This window comes from Thiomicrospira microaerophila (assembly GCF_000934765.1).
In the GTDB taxonomy this organism is placed as follows: Bacteria; Pseudomonadota; Gammaproteobacteria; order Thiomicrospirales; family Thiomicrospiraceae; genus Thiomicrospira; species Thiomicrospira microaerophila.
In genome coordinates this window covers 54,363-67,135 of record NZ_JYNN01000011.1, presented here as the reverse complement: position 1 = coordinate 67,135, position 12,773 = coordinate 54,363, and the positions used below count along the sequence as shown (strand labels likewise).

12 protein-coding genes are annotated in these 12,773 nt (G+C 45.7%); 7 read left to right on the top strand and 5 right to left on the bottom strand.

The genetic code is table 11. From position 1 onward, the window contains the following. Positions 1 to 27 precede the first annotated feature (27 nt). The 5 genes from NA59_RS14275 to NA59_RS05860 all read left to right on the top strand — a co-directional run bounded on the left by NA59_RS14275 (position 28) and on the right by NA59_RS05860 (position 4,154). A complete protein-coding gene (locus NA59_RS14275) occupies positions 28 to 1,872 on the top strand; it encodes a sensor domain-containing diguanylate cyclase (protein ID WP_052501491.1) in 1,845 nt (614 codons plus the stop codon). 90 nt (positions 1,873 to 1,962) lie between these two features. Continuing rightward, complete coding sequence (gene gcvH / locus NA59_RS05875) at positions 1,963 to 2,349, top strand: glycine cleavage system protein GcvH (RefSeq protein WP_044409465.1); 387 nt, start codon at positions 1,963 to 1,965, stop codon at positions 2,347 to 2,349. Next, positions 2,342 to 3,541 (top strand): class I SAM-dependent rRNA methyltransferase, encoded by a 1,200-nt coding sequence (locus NA59_RS05870; protein WP_044409462.1) that lies wholly within the window; start codon positions 2,342 to 2,344, stop codon positions 3,539 to 3,541. The genes gcvH and NA59_RS05870 overlap by 8 nt, the downstream gene beginning before the upstream one ends. Before the next feature lie 83 nt (positions 3,542 to 3,624). After that, positions 3,625 to 3,828: a hypothetical protein gene (locus tag NA59_RS05865; RefSeq protein WP_044409459.1), complete on the top strand. Its 204-nt coding sequence runs from the start codon at positions 3,625 to 3,627 to the stop codon at positions 3,826 to 3,828. Continuing rightward, positions 3,819 to 4,154 carry a type II toxin-antitoxin system PemK/MazF family toxin gene (locus NA59_RS05860; RefSeq protein WP_044409457.1) on the top strand — a complete coding sequence of 112 codons (336 nt, stop codon included), beginning with the start codon at positions 3,819 to 3,821 and terminating at the stop codon, positions 4,152 to 4,154. Before NA59_RS05865 ends, NA59_RS05860 begins: the two co-directional genes overlap by 10 nt. A gap of 6 nt (positions 4,155 to 4,160) precedes the next feature. Here NA59_RS05860 and NA59_RS05855 read toward each other — a convergent pair whose 3' ends face one another. The 4 genes from NA59_RS05855 to NA59_RS05840 form a co-directional block, all read right to left on the bottom strand. Next, entirely contained in the window at positions 4,161 to 5,531 is a 1,371-nt protein-coding gene (locus NA59_RS05855) for an NAD-dependent succinate-semialdehyde dehydrogenase (RefSeq protein ID WP_044409454.1), read from the bottom strand. Between the two features lie 10 nt (positions 5,532 to 5,541). After that, positions 5,542 to 6,873 carry a dihydroorotase gene (locus tag NA59_RS05850; protein ID WP_044409451.1) on the bottom strand — a complete coding sequence of 444 codons (1,332 nt, stop codon included), beginning with the start codon at positions 6,871 to 6,873 and terminating at the stop codon, positions 5,542 to 5,544. Positions 6,874 to 7,015: 142 nt separating this feature from the next. Further along, a complete protein-coding gene (locus tag NA59_RS14270; protein WP_052501490.1) occupies positions 7,016 to 9,460 on the bottom strand; it encodes a methyl-accepting chemotaxis protein in 2,445 nt (814 codons plus the stop codon). A gap of 135 nt (positions 9,461 to 9,595) precedes the next feature. After that, entirely contained in the window at positions 9,596 to 10,279 is a 684-nt protein-coding gene (locus tag NA59_RS05840) for a YggS family pyridoxal phosphate-dependent enzyme (protein ID WP_044409448.1), read from the bottom strand. A 174-nt stretch (positions 10,280 to 10,453) separates the two neighbouring features. On the opposite strand from NA59_RS05840, the gene ppk2 reads away from it, so the two are divergent. Together ppk2 and NA59_RS05830 are read left to right on the top strand one after the other, a co-directional pair. Then, entirely contained in the window at positions 10,454 to 11,248 is a 795-nt protein-coding gene (gene ppk2, locus NA59_RS05835; protein WP_044409445.1) for a polyphosphate kinase 2, read from the top strand. A 263-nt stretch (positions 11,249 to 11,511) separates the two neighbouring features. Then, positions 11,512 to 11,742, top strand: coding sequence for a hypothetical protein (locus NA59_RS05830; RefSeq protein ID WP_044409442.1), 231 nt, complete (start codon positions 11,512 to 11,514; stop codon positions 11,740 to 11,742). Between the two features lie 38 nt (positions 11,743 to 11,780). Here NA59_RS05830 and NA59_RS05825 read toward each other — a convergent pair whose 3' ends face one another. Further along, positions 11,781 to 12,467: a response regulator transcription factor gene (locus NA59_RS05825; protein WP_044409439.1), complete on the bottom strand. Its 687-nt coding sequence runs from the start codon at positions 12,465 to 12,467 to the stop codon at positions 11,781 to 11,783. Positions 12,468 to 12,773: the final 306 nt, after the last annotated feature.

Below are 12,773 nucleotides of genomic sequence, written 5' to 3'. Positions count from 1 at the left end.
TTGAATAAATAGTGAGCTCATGTAGTTATGCGGCAGGTAATAGATCGTTACAAGGTTTGGATCGTTTTGGCATTGTTCGGTTTGCTATGCTTCGCCTTGTGGGGGATCTATTTTCATAAGCAGCAAGCGAAAATTTTGCAAGCTTCGGTGTTGCAACACTATCAACAAGAAACCTCGAATCAACTCAATCTATTAATTCAGCAGCAAAAAAATGCCTCCGTTGCGCTGGCGCTCATGCTGGCCGAAAATCCAAATATTAAAACCCTGCTTCAATCATCCTGCTGTGAGCAGAATGCCCAATTAAGCAAAATAGCGCAACGTATTGAGCGCGAGTCCAGTTTAACCAGTGTTTGGCTTCAGGCCATTAATCGGCAAGGTGTGAGTTTAGAGCGCAGTTGGGTAGACAAACGAGGCGATTCATTATTAAGTATCCGGCCAGATCTTCGTGCCATCCTCGCCGAGCCGCATCAACAGCCTCAGACAACAGTGAGTACCGGTTTATTTACCATGTCCTTTAAAACAACCGTGCCGGTTTTTGAAGCGGATCTATTGCTAGGGGTGGTAGAGGTTATCTCTCAATTTCAGCCATTGGCTGATCAAATGGCTGATAAAGGCTATATTTCACTTATTTTGGCCGACAAACGTTACAAAGAACAATTAACGCTGGCACGTTCTGGCTTGTTTATTGATGATTATTATGTGGTGAATACCCAGCCAGTAGAGGCACAGCTTGCGCTGTTGGCTGATTTGGACTTAAGCCAACACCTGTCACAACAGGACTATTGGATACAGGGGGGTTATATTATTAATCCTGTCGCTATTATGAATGTGGATAATGAGGTTGAAGGTTATTGGTTGTTGTTTATTCCGCAGTCAATGGTCAATTTTCATCGACTGGATGATTTGCAAACCCAGTTTGTGGGTGTGTCTGCTGTTGTGTTGCTGATGTTGTTGTTGCTTGGGTTGCTGGTGTTAAGTCGACAACAAGTGATATTGCAAGGTCAGTATTATAAAGAGATTATTGATTCTTCATCAGATGTTTTATATGTCAGTGATTTAGATCATATCATTTATGCTAACCGTCATTTTTTTGAATTTTTTGATCAATTTGAAACACTGGACGCTTTTCATCAACGCTATCAATGTGTTTGTGATTTGTTTGAGCAAGGAGAGGGCTTGTTACAATCCGAAATGGACGGGGTATACTGGATTCAACATATCCTTAATAATCCAGAAAAGGTGCATAAAGCCAAGATTGTGAGGCGCGATAAAGTGCATTATTTCGCTATCAAGGTCCAGCCCCTTAATAAATCGGTGTTTGGCCGATTTACCATCGCCATGCAAGATATTAGCGAGCTAGAACTCATGCAGGAGAGACTGTCGCATTTGTCACAAACCGATGAATTGACGGGTATTGGTAATCGATTGTATTTTAATAAAAATATTTTGCACGAATTGGCACGCGCTAAGCGTAATCATGCCTCTTTGTGTGTGCTCATGTTTGATATAGATTACTTTAAGTCAATTAATGACCGCTACGGGCATGACATGGGTGATCGAGTGCTGCAAGCATTGACTCAACTCGTTAAGGTACATTTGCGTGAAACCGATCTGTTTTGCCGTTTTGGCGGAGAGGAGTTTATTGTTTTGCTACCGGATACGGATCTTGAAAATGCGCAAGTATTAACCAATCGACTCCATCAGCTCATTGGGGGCCAGGTTTTTGATGTATTACCCAGTCGTCACCTCAGTTGCAGTTTTGGTTTAACGGCGTTTAAACGCGACGATAACCCAGATTCGTTGCTGCAACGTGTCGATAAAGCGCTTTATGCGGCAAAAAATGGCGGTAGAAACCAGGTTCAAATTCGTTAGTGATTTGTTCATTTCTCACAAATATCGCCAACCAAATAGGGCAGGTGGTATTATATTAAGCTGTTTTTATTTTACTATTAGGAGCGCGCTATGAGCCAATTACCTGAACACCTAAGATATGCTGTAACCCATGAGTGGGCTTACCCCGATGAAGAAGGCTTAATTGTTGTTGGGATTACCGATTTCGCACAAGAAGCGTTGGGCGATATTATGAATGTCAATTTACCTGACATAGGTGTTGATGTGAGTGCGGGAGAGGGCGTGGCGATGATTGAATCGGTGAAAGCCGCCTCCGATATTCATGCACCGGTCAGTGGTGAAATTGTGGCGGTGAATGAATTTTTAGCTGATGAGCCAGAGATGGTTAGTGACGAGCCGTATGATGGTGGCTGGTTATTCCGCATTGCACCCCATGATATGTCAGAGTTTGACGATTTGATGATTGCTGAAGAATATCAGGCGGAAATCGATGGCTAGTTTGCAACGTTTACGCTTAAAAAAGAATGAAGACCGCCGCATTAAGCAAGGTCATATGTGGGTGTTTAGTAATGAGGTGGATACCCAAGCGACGCCGTTAAAAAACTTTGCACTCGGTGAACAAGCGATTGTTGAGGCGAGCAATGGTAAAGAATTGGGGCTGGCTTATGTCAATCCTAATAATTTGATTTGCGCGCGCGTATTCAGTCGTGATACCAAACATCAGCTGGGTATGACGTTTTTTAAAAAACGCTTTCAACAGGCCCAAGCGCTGCGTGAGCTGAATTATGATCAACCCTATTACCGTTTGGCCTTTGGCGAAAGTGATGGGGTACCCGGCTTGGTGATTGATCGTTTTAATGATGTGTTTGTCGTGCAAATTAGCACCGCGGGCATGGAAGCCTTTAAAGACGATATTCTACAGGTCTTAATTAATCTTTATCACCCACGCGCGGTGGTCTGGCGCAATGATACCGCGAGCCGTGAGCTGGAAGGTTTAGAGCGTTATCAGTCCTTGGCTTATGGTGAATTGCCTGAGCAGATTGAGTTGATCGAAAACGGCGCGAAGTTTGTGGTGCCTGCGTTAGGTGGACAAAAAACCGGTTGGTTTTATGATCATCGTTCAGCCAGAGCGCGTTGCGCCGAATTGGTTGAAGGCAAGCGGGTGCTGGATGTATTTAGCTATCTCGGTGGTTGGGGTATTTTGGCAGCGCTAAAGGGTGCAACTGAAGTGGCCTGTGTCGATGCGTCTGAAGCCGCGCTGGATGGCGTACACGTCAATGCTGAGTTGAATGGTGTGGCGGATAAGCTGGTGTCCTATCAGGGGAATGCTTTTGAAGTCTTGAGCGCTCTGGCACAGCAGGGTGAAAAGTTTGATGTGGTGATTGTTGATCCACCGGCGTTTGTGAAGCGTAAAAAAGACTTTAAAGCGGGTTCAGAAGGCTATCGTCGTATCAATGAGTTGGCGATGCGTTTAGTGGTACCCAACGGGGTATTGGTGTCGGCTTCTTGCTCGCATCATATGCCGCGCGCCACCTTGGTTTCACAAGTACAAGCCGCCGCCAGTCATATCGACCGTACGGTCACCTTGTTTGATCAAGCCAGCCAAGCCCCCGATCATCCAATCCACCCAGCGATTCCAGAAACCGAGTACCTAAAAACCCTTTTTTTCCGCGTGTCACCTAAATGGTAAGCGGTTATTCGGGGTGGTAAAATGAGTTTTCGCATTTTCTATTTGTTAGAGTAGAAAAATAAACTGTCCCCAAGGAGGTTGAAATGCATGCGATTGAATTTAAAGCGAACGTTGTTGGTGAGTTTTTACGTATTCCAAATTTTGAACAATTCAAAAACAAGCATGTTCGTGTGGTGATAGAGGAGGATGTTGACGCGGATCAAATTGAAACTCGAGCGCTATCTAACCACTCTGCGAGTCTGGTTGAGGAATGGTGGGTAGAGTCAGAGGATGAGGTATGGAAGTAAGTACGGGTGATGTTGTATTGTGTGAGTTCTACTTTTCTGACTTGTTACAAAGCAAAAAAAGACCTGTACTTGTGTTGAAAGACAATTTACCGTTCGATGACTTTATTGCGATTCCTATTAGCAGCCGTATTGAAAACCTACATCAAGATGAACAGCTGCTTGATGTAGATTGTTTTGTAGAGGGCGCGATTCCTAAGCCATCAAAGTTGATTTTGCGAAAAACATTTGTAGTCTCCAAATCAGTGGTTTTAAAACGTTATGGCTCCTTATCAAAAAAATGTTTGAGCAAGCTCAAACAAAACTTCTGCACCTATTTTAATTGCTGATAATCTCTACCTAATCCAAATCGATTTGACGTTGGTGAATTCGCGGATGCCGTGGTAGCTGAGTTCTCGGCCGTAGCCTGAGTTTTTTACGCCGCCAAACGGCAGGCGTGGGTCAGACTTGGTCATGCCGTTGACAAAGCAAGCGCCCGATTCCATGCGCAATGCCATGGTTTCGGCGGTAGCTGGGTCACCTGACCAAACCGATCCGCCCAAACCAAATTGGGTGGCATTCGCAAGCCCGACAGCGTGAGCCGGTTCTGAGGCTTTAAAAATCAAGGCTACGGGGCCAAAAAATTCTTCATGGTAGGCGGGCATCGCGCTGGAGATATCCGCCAAAATGGTGGGCGCATAATAGCAACCTGCTCGCTCCAGTTGATAGCCACCGGTCACCAAACGGGCACCATAATCAACACAGGTTTGCACTTGTTGATGCAGTTCGTCGAGTAAATCTTGACGCGCCATCGGGCAAAGGGTGGTGGCGGTATCGAGAGGGTCACCGGCCACAAATTTGGCTTCAACGGCGGTTTTTAGCTTGCTGATAAAATCTTCATAAATAAATTGGTCGATGATAAAGCGTTTAGCCGCAATACAGCTTTGCCCCATATTCATATAGCGACTGGTAACCGCCGCTTCAATCGCGGCGGGAATATCGGCATCATTCATTACAATAAACGCATCGGAACCACCGAGTTCAAGCACAGTTTTTTTCAGCTCTTCACCGGCAATCGCCGCGACCTTACGCCCAGCCTGCTCGCTTCCGGTTAAGGTGACGGCGCGCACATAGCGGTTGCGAATCACACTTTCAACCTTGTCTGAACCGATCATCAGGTTGGTAAAGGCATGGCGCGGCACACCCGCTTGATGCAACACACGTTCAATCGCTTGCGCACATTGCGGCACGTTTGAGGCATGTTTAAGCAAACCAATGTTGCCGGCAATCAAGGCGGGGGCGGCGAAGCGAAATACCTGCCAAAATGGAAAATTCCACGGCATGACCGCCAGCACGACGCCCATGGGTTGATAGCAGATGTAACTCTTGCTGGCATCGGTGTCGATCATTTCATCAGCCAAAAAATCCGGCCCGTGCTCAGCGTAGAATTCACACACCCAAGCGGATTTTTCAATCTCGGCTTTGGCCTCGTTAATTGACTTGCCCATTTCTAGGCTAATCAGTTCGGCCAGTTCATCTTGTTGTTCGCGTAAAACTTCAGCCGCGTTTTTAATTAACTGGCAACGGGTTTCCATTGGCGTGCGCTGTGACCATTCAAGAAACTCGCCAGCGGCGTTTTTAATCGCAAGGTCAAGGGTCGCTTGATCCCAAGCTTCAAACTCGGCGAGTTTTTCGCCCGTGGCGGGGTTGATTGATTCAAGTGCCATTTTTGTCTCCTTAGCGGTTAAATAATAAACGTTGACCTGGGGTGAACTCGGCAAACTGACCTTGATCATACATCACGCGCCCATTAACCAGCGTTTTAACCACACTGGATTTAAACGTGTGGCCTTCCCAGGGCGACCATTGGCATTTGTATAAATTGTTTTCCTTGGTGTCGGTGTGGGGTTTATTCAGATCCACCAGCACCAAATCCGCCCAATAGCCTTCGCGGATAAAGCCACGGTCTTGGACTTCAAATAAGCGGGCGACATTGTGCGAGGTACGATCGACAATCTGCTCAAGGGTGAACACGCCCTGATGATATAGATCTAATAACGCGCTCAGCGATTGCTGCACTTGCGGCAGACCGGCTGGGGCTTTGAAGTAACTGTTTTGTTTTTCTTCCCAGGTGTGGGGTGCGTGGTCGGTGGCAATCACTTCAATTCGACCATCAATCACCGCTTGGCGAATCGCATCGCGGTCGCTTTGGGTTTTCACCGCTGGGTTACATTTAACCAGCGAGCCTTTGGTATCATAGTCGGCATCGGTGAACCATAAGTGATGCACACAAGCTTCAGCGGTAATTTTTTTATCGGCTAACGGGCCGGGGGTAAAAAGATCGAGTTCTTCTTTGGTGGTGATGTGCAGAATATGTAAGCGAGCGCCGGTTTCTTTCGCCAATTGCACCGCCATTGACGATGACTTATAACAGGCTTCGTGGTTACGGATAATCGGGTGGGCGCTCATTGGCACATCATCACCGTATTTCTCACGATACGCCTCTTCATTCACCTTGATCATGGGTGTGTCTTCGCAATGGGTGGTAATAATAATGGGGCTGTTGGTGAAGATGGCGCGCAAGGCGGTTTCTTGATCGACGAGCATATTGCCGGTAGAAGACCCCATAAACACTTTGACACCGCAAACATTTTTAGGATTTACCTTGGCGACTTCGTCGGCATTGTCATTGGTGCCGCCCAAGTAAAACGAATAGTTTGCCCAAGATTTTTGTGCGCCAATCGCGTATTTCGCTTCCAGCGCTTCAATCGATATCGAAGGCGGATTGACGTTAGGCATTTCCATATAGCTGGTGGTGCCGCCGGCTATCGCCGCACGTGACTCGGAAGCAATGTCACCCTTGTGAGTAATGCCCGGTTCACGAAAATGAACCTGGTCATCAATCATTCCCGGCAAGAGGTGCAAGCCTTCGGCATTGATTTCAATGTCAGCCGCGATATCAATCTGCGGAGCAATCTGGGCAATCCGCCCATCTTCTATCAGCACATCGGCGATCTGTTGCTGGTTTTCGTTAACGAGGGTGGCTTGTTTAATCAGGGTGCGTGACATAGGCTATTCCTTGGAATGAGTGAATCGAATTTGTTTTCGATATTTTAACAAGAAAGCAGAGAGCGGGCGGAGGGATTTTGTGATGAGAAACAGATATTTTGGCCTGGTTCTCTAACCAGGCCTGGTTGTGAGTGGGTGAGTTTTAGCCTTTAAAGTCAATTACTTTTGCGGGTTGACTCCCTGTTTTAAATCGCGACATATCTCGGTTTAGATTACGTGCTTGTTCGTTTAGGTTGGCGGCGGCGTTGCTGGTTTCTTCAACCAGTGTCGCGTTTTGTTGGGTGCCTGTATCGATTTGACGAATCGCATGGTTGACCTGTGCGATGCCGCTGGCTTGCTCTGTGGCGGCTTGCGCAATCTGGCTGACCATTTCGGTGACCTGTTCCACTGAGCCAATAATCTCAGCGAGCATTTGACCAGAACTGGAGGCCAGTTGGGTACCTTGGTCAATGCGCTGAACGCTTTCTTCGATCAGGTGCTTGATGTCTTTAGCGGCTTCAGCCGATTTTTGTGCCAGGGCTCTCACTTCTCCCGCGACCACCGCAAAGCCTCGACCGTGTTCACCGGCTCGCGCGGCTTCGACGGCGGCATTGAGTGCCAGTAGGTTGGTTTGGAAGGCAATGCCGTCAATCAGGCTAACGATATCGGCAATTTTGTGACTCGAGTTTTGAATTTCAGTCATGGCGTCTAGTGTGCTGTTCATCACTTTATTGCCTTGCTGTGCTTTATCTTGTACCTCTTGGGCTAAGGTGGTAGCTTTGGCGGCATGCTGGCTGGTGTTTTGCACACCGGTGTTCATTTCTTCCATCGATTGAGAGGTCTGTTCTAGCATCGCAACCTGCTGCTGTACGCGCTGGCTTAGGTCATCGGCACCACGTGAAACTTCTTCAGCGCCTTCGTTAACTTGGTTGGATACATCCATCGCATTGCGCACGATTTGATTGAATTCGTCACTGGAGCGGTTGATGGCTTGTTTAAGTTTTTCTAGCTCGCCTTGATATTGCCCTTTTACCGTTAGACTTAAATCGCCGCTGGCTTGTGCCGCCATGACACGGTTGATTTCAGCAATCGCGGCTTCGAGGGCTTCAAGCGATTCATTGACGTCTTGTTTAACCTTGGCGAGTTCACCTTGAGCGGGAGCATTAATGCGCTGATTGAACTGACCCTGTTTCATTGCATCAAGCGTACTGCTGATTTGGTTAATGACCTGTTCGGTAGAGCTGAGGGCCTGTTCAACCATTTGGCGGAAGCTAGCGGCCACTTTGTTATCCAAGCGAACGTTAAATTGTCCTTGTTCGAGCGCGTGCATCACTTTAGCTAACTCGTCCATCATAAAGGATACGCTGCGTGCGGAGGCATTGACACCGGTTTTCAGTGTGGCTAAATCGCCTTGGTAATCACCTTGCATTTCGGTTTTAAAGTCACCTTGGGCAATCGCTGCGACCGTGGTGTTAGCTTCACTCAAGGCTTGGTTGACTTGGGATAGTAGTGATCCAAAGGCGCGTGTCATGTCGCCAATTTCGTCTTTAGCGTTGCTTTGTAGGTTGATGTTGAGTTTACCACTGCTGGCGACATCACGAATCGCATGGGAAATTGATTCAATCGGGCGCTTGATGATTTGATGACTGGCGTGCCATAAAAATAGCATGATCGCACTAATTAATGCGATCATTAAAGTTAACATTAACATAATGATTTGATTGACACTGCTCATGGCTTGAACCATTTCAGGGTGATCCATGTCGATGCCGACCAAATAATAGCCAATCGCTTCGCCTAGACTATCATGAATGGGTTCAACTTTAATAACCTTGTTATGTTGGATACCAAAACCCTGTTGAATAATCGCATCAATGTCAAGCGGTTTAAACCAGTCGAATGATTCCTCGAACCAGCGATTGCTGGCGAGGTAATAACTACCAATAGCGTTATTTTCCTTGGCTTTTGCCCAGCGCTCTAGACCCTTATCATTGATGACGGTTAAAAAGTAAGCTTCATTTTGTAACATATCACGCGTGACTGAACCCAAGCCTGCACGGATATCCAATACACCCACTATGTCATTTGAAGCTGGGGTAGCGGCGACCGGAACGGTAGCGGTGATGAATAAGCCTACACCCGATAAATCGATCATTGCGGCATTCGCTTGGCTTCCTGAGAGTAAGGCGGAAAAATCACGCGGTGCTTTGCGCCCGATAGCGGGGTCGGGTAGCTTGGCAAACGAGCGCATGAAAATTTGGTTTTGTTTGTCGAAAGCGACAAAGGTGAGGCCGCGATGGTTAGTGGTGGCGGCAAAGTCAGCGGATACTTGGTTGGCAATACGGTGCATTTCTTGATGGTTTTGGCTGGTGAAGAGTTCGCCCAGCTGCGGATTAGCCGATACAAAAGCACGCATAGTGGCGAGTGATGTGTCAATCTTGGCGTCAATAATCGTCAGCGCTTGCGTCATCATTTTTTGAGACAGCGTTTGCGCCGCATTTTTTTGCAACTCGATACTGGACTTAAAAATAACGCCTAAGCCAATCGCTAGGCCAATGGTGCTTATAATAATCATACGTACTAATAATTTGATTGAAATGCTCTTCATCCTGCGGGGTCCTCGTTAAACTGTAAAAGTCCTGTAGTATTTAGGGTTTAGTTTTGAACGATGAAGTGTACATCTATGCAAATTATTAGCAAATAGATAAAATTTGGAGTGAAATCAGTTGAATCTATGAGTAAATTATTTACGCTCTCCAAATAGGTCGGTACCGATTCTCACTTGTGTGGAACCTTCAGCAATCGCGGCTTCTAAGTCAGATGACATGCCGATAGAAAGGGTATCAATGTGTGCATGACCAAGTGTTTGCTGGAGCTGGCTAAACAGTTGGTGCATTTGTCTAAAGGCAATACGTTGTCGCTCGAACTGTGTTTCAACTTTAGGAATAGCCATTAAACCTCTTATCACCAGGCCTGGTAGGGAAGCCATCTCGGTTGCCATTGCGATCAGTTCGTTGGGCATAAAGCCTGATTTACTCGCTTCTTGGCTGATATTGACTTGGAGCAGAATGTTGAGCGGTGGTTTGTTGTTGGGGCGTTGGGCGCTTAACCGCTGGGCAATTTTTAGGCGATCGACACTTTCCACCCAGTCAAAATGCTCGGCGATCGGTTTGGTTTTGTTGGATTGAATCGGTCCTATAAAATGCCATTCTAAGTCAGGGCGCTGTGCCATCTTTTCAAGAGATTCTTGCAGATAATTTTCTCCAAAGGCTTTTTGGCCTAGTGCCGCTAACTCGTTTATCATCTCAATCGGTTTGGTCTTGCTGACGGCGAGTAGTTTGACACTTTGGTGTGGGCGCTGGCAGTGCGCCTCAGCGCTATTTATGCGTGCTAAGACATCTTGGTAGTTTTGAGTGGATGTGTTCATCGATTTCTGCCTTTTTATTTTGATATTTGGGTTGGTAAGTCACAACTGATTTTAACCCGAAATAAGGTTGATCTGAAATAACTAAGACTTTGCAAATCATTGCATAGTTTATGAGATGGCGTTAATATTAGTAAAGTTTATTGATAATGATGTAATCTGATAAGGAGGGGCGTTATGAAGCAAGTGAAGTCGAGTGATAGTGTGTATCCGTATGACGACAAAATGTCGCGTGAAGAATATGAGACCACAAAAAAGCAGTTGCAAATTGAATTATTGAAAATGCAGAAGTGGGTTAAAGACTCTGAAGAACGGATTGTGATGATTTTTGAAGGGCGGGATGCGGCTGGCAAGGGGGGTACGATTAAACGTATTATGGAGCATCTTAATCCGCGTGGTGCGCGTGTGGTTGCTTTGGATAAGCCCAATGAACAGGAAAAGGGTCAGTGGTATTTCCAGCGTTATTTGCAGCACATGCCAACCCACGGCGAAATCGTGCTGTTTGACCGCTCTTGGTACAACCGTGCGGGTGTTGAGCGTGTAATGGGGTTTTGTACCCCTCAGCAGTACACCCAGTTTATGCATCAAGCACCTGAAGTTGAACGTATGTTAGTCGGTGATAATATTCGCTTAATGAAGTTTTGGTTTTCGGTTGGCCGTAAAGAGCAGTTGAAGCGCTTTAACAGCCGCAAAAATGACCCGCTGAAACAATGGAAGCTTAGTCCAATGGATTTGGCGTCGTTAGATCGCTGGGAAGATTACACAAAGGCTAAAGAGGATATGTTTTTTTATACCAACACAGCCGATGCACCCTGGACTGTCATTAAGTCAAATTGTAAAAAACGCGCGCGTCTAGCTTGTATGCGTTATATTTTGAATGCTATTCCTTATGATGATAAGGATCTTGATGTTGTGGGTGTGCCTGATCCTTTGATCTTGAATAGTGGTGATGATATTTTTCATGACGATTAATCTTTTGAAGCCTGACGGAGCCTAGGAGCCTGTCGGACTAAAGCCAATCGGCTGCAAAAAAGCTGGATTTGGCCATTTTTTGCCCACTTCCTCGTCAAATAGCTAGCTATTCTCCTCGGAATTGAACAAAAACTGACTCAAACCAGACTTTTTTTCGCTTCGACCGGTTTAGTCCGACAGGCTCCTAGGTGATGTCTGCTTGATTAAACGTAAAGTAGACAAGGTGCTTTACGTTACATTTAAAAAATTACGGAGATTATAGAATGACGGTAAAAATTAAAGGCCATGCAAAAGAAGTGGTCGAACGTTTTAGGTCTATGTTAGAGAATGAGCAATTGGCATCAATTGGTGATGAGCATTTTTCTGAGCTTGAAACGCTAATTGAGGCCGCGCTGGGGGTTGTTTACTCTCAAGCTGAACATGATTTTGCGAAAGAAATTGAAGCGCTTGCGCACCGCATTCGCAAGAATTCTTCCGCAATATCTAAGGACTAAAAGCGCGCTACGATTTGAGTGCTAGCTGGGAAGTGTATCTATTCCCAGCTGTAGCCTAGGCCATGATGGGTCACGATAGGTATTTTTTCTATTGTGGCTTCTTTAATCTTGTTGCGAATTCGATAGATGGTCGTGTCTAGTGATCGAGTGTCATAACCATGGCTGTTCACGCCGATAGTTTGAATGATTTTTTCTTTTAGCACGACTTCCGGTGTGTTTTTGATTAGTGTTTCTACAATTAAATATTCTCTACTTGTAAGGTGGATGCTCACATTTTGTGGTGTGATCAGTTTATGATGTTTAATATGCCAGTTGTTGTTTTCTAGTCTTGCAGATTGATGGCTTTGCGTAAAGTTAATCAAGATGGCCAGTAATTCGTCCGGGTTGACAGGTTTTGCCAAGTAGATGTCTGCGCCAGCCTGATAGCCTTCAATGCGATTTGTTACCCTCCCTAGTGCACTTAGTAGGATTACTTTTCCTTGGTGTGATTGTTTAATCTTATTTAGCCAGTTCAAGCTATCGCCATCAGGTAGTAGTCTGTCAAGAATCAATGTGTCATATTTACTTGCATTAAGTAAGTGGAGTGTTTCTTGAATGCTGCGACTTAATGAAACATTAAACCCACGTTTTTCAAGAAAATAGGACAGTTGTTCAGCGAGGTTGACGTCGTCTTCAATCAATAAAATATTTAATGACTTTGGAATAAGTGGAAGGTTGGTGTTCATATTTGTTTTTATGTTCGCTTATGTTTTTTAGTGTTTTTTTAAGTTAAGTAAGCGCTTAATTGACAACCTCTTAGGTCAGCGATTGTTCCATGTTTAGTCCCATCTAGGATCCTGTCGGGCTAAAGTCAGTCGGCTGCAAAAAATTTGGGGTTGGCCATTTTTTGCCCGCTTCTTCGTCAAATAGCTTGCTATTCTCTTTGGAGTTGAACAAAAACTGACTCAATCCAGACTTTTTTGCTTCGACCGGTTTAGTCTGGCAGGCCCTTAGGGTGTTGGGTTATAGCGCAATGATTTCAATTTTAACAT